Source organism: Flavobacterium sp. IB48, assembly GCF_016405855.1.
Lineage (GTDB): Bacteria > Bacteroidota > Bacteroidia > Flavobacteriales > Flavobacteriaceae > Flavobacterium > Flavobacterium ginsengisoli.
Genome location: NZ_JAEFCA010000022.1, coordinates 1 through 1557, shown reverse-complemented (window position 1 = coordinate 1557; position 1557 = coordinate 1). Strand labels below are relative to the sequence as shown.

The window sequence follows — 1557 nt, the reverse complement described above, 5'->3', positions numbered from 1 at the left end:
ACATTCTATAATAATTTATTTAAGAATGATATTTAAACTGTCTAAATAATAAAACCTATTGGAAAAATTAGCATTGAGATGGCTTATGAAAAATCCTCAAACTTAACGTATCAAATAACTCGAAGCTTAGTTAGGAAAGAATAGGAGTTACTTGGTCTTTAAAAAAAAATATAGAAATACCTGAGCACGAGCTAAAAATCGAGATTGTAAATAGTCTGGTTCAAAGCAGTCCAGTAAATAAATCATATATAAAGGCTTAGTCTTTGTAAGATATGTCGATTGTTTGGATATGGTAAACGAGCTTATTATAACGAAGATCATATCAATCATAGCTAGGTCCCGATAAAGAGTATCTCAAATCTTTGATAATATCGATTCGTCAAAAGATTCTAAAAATAGGCGACAGAAAACTGTATTATATGCCGAAAGATGATTTAAAAGTATATCAGATAAAAATTGACAGAGATAAATTATTTGATTTTTTGCGCAATTAATATTTATTAGTCCTTAAAATAAGAAGGTATTACAAGATAACAAACTCAAATCATTGGATGGTTAAATATCCAAATCTAATAAAAGGAATTAGGCTGAATATACTAAGCGGATTTTGGTAGCTGATATTATTTGTCTAAGAATTAAAGTAAAAATATATTGCCTGCATTTGATGCAAATGAATATTCAAAGAAAATTGAAAGTAATAATTTATCAGATGGCTTAATGGATTCTTTTGCATTAGAGGCTTTAAAAATGGCTGTTGCTGTTGGTAATAGAAAAAGCAGCAGAAATCTCAGGCACAATTCATAGAGCGATTTTAATATTGTAGTGAAGAATATGTAGGGGTGGATTCTAAAGCAAGATTCTTATGAGTATGACGCAAAATAATGATCTTTATGAAAATACACCTGGGGAAAGCGTAAAAAGTGTTTTAAAAGAAAAATTTGTATTGTCTGAAATCTTTGAGGGTTTTGAGAATCTAAAAAACAAAACTTGAAAGTCTATTTTGCAATCAAATCAGAGTCTGCCTATTGATAATTGTGCTGATTACCAAATCAAGCACATTCCCAAAACAAATAATTTTTAAAAAAAATAATCAGAACAAAAGTAATTCTGTTGTGATTTAAAATATATTACTAATCGTGTGAACCATTTTCCATCCAGATTAATGCGCATATTATATACAAGTGTAGACAAGTTGAAGTTTTGATGATAAATGGGAGCGGTTTGCTGCTATGGGCTGGAATCTTATGCGGCCGAAGGCCTGCCTAAACAAGGATTTCCGTTTCCATCGGGGCTAAATGGGCTGTTTTTGATAAGGGGTTTTCTGGGAAGGGGGGCTTAGAGATTGAAAAATTATGCAAAAAAGAGAGCCGGAGACTAAAAACTCCGCAAAATTGGGAAGCGGAACCCCGCGTAAAATATGAAAACAATAAAGATGTTAGGGGAAAACCTACAGATTCTAAAAAAAGCTTTAATCTGTAAAGGGTGTGTTATGAGACAGTTAAGAAAAAGATTGAAAAAAGATTGAAAAAAGCGGATAAAAAAGCTTGGAAAAGCGGA

General features: G+C 31.4%; 1 protein-coding gene. It reads left to right on the top strand.

Translation table 11 applies throughout. The features are described 5' to 3' along the window. Window positions 1–651 precede the first annotated feature (651 nt). Window positions 652–804, top strand: a complete 153-nt coding sequence (locus tag JC605_RS23570) for a hypothetical protein (protein WP_198858523.1) — start codon at window positions 652–654, stop codon at window positions 802–804. The last annotated feature ends 753 nt before the right edge of the window (window positions 805–1557 follow it).